Below are 495 nucleotides of genomic sequence, written 5' to 3'. Positions count from 1 at the left end.
CTCGACCACCGGCTTCAAGCGTGATCGTGCCGAGTTCCAGGACCTGCTGTACCAGATCAGGCGTCAGCCCGGTGCTCAGTCGACCCAGGACAGCGAACTGCCGTCGGGCCTGCAGCTGGGTACCGGTGTGCGTATCGTCGGCACCCAGAAGAACTTCGCCGCCGGCAGCCTGCAGACCACCGACCAGCCGCTGGACATCGCGGTCAATGGCCGTGGCTTCTTCCAGATCCTGCAACCGGACGGCACCACGGCCTACACCCGTGACGGTACCTTTCACCTGGACAACACCGGCCAGATCGTCACCGCCGCCGGTTTCGCCCTGCAACCGGCCATCGTGATCCCGAACAACGCCCAGACCTTCACGGTCGGCAAGGACGGCACCGTCTCGATCACCACCGCCGGCAACCCGGCATCGCAGGTGATCGGCAACCTGCAGACCGCCGACTTCATCAACCCGGCCGGCCTGCAGGCCATCGGTGGCAACCTGTTCCTGGA

At 65.7% G+C, this 495-nt stretch carries 1 protein-coding gene; it reads left to right on the top strand.

From position 1 onward, the window contains the following. On the top strand, positions 1-495 hold a 495-nt coding region (locus K675_RS0121720; RefSeq protein WP_017905578.1), incomplete at both ends, for a flagellar hook-basal body complex protein.

Source organism: Pseudomonas fuscovaginae SE-1 (assembly GCF_000364705.1).
Classification (GTDB): Bacteria; Pseudomonadota; Gammaproteobacteria; order Pseudomonadales; family Pseudomonadaceae; genus Aquipseudomonas; species Aquipseudomonas fuscovaginae_A.
Note: the sequence above shows the minus strand (reverse complement) of the source record. Positions and strands in the feature narration are given on the sequence as shown.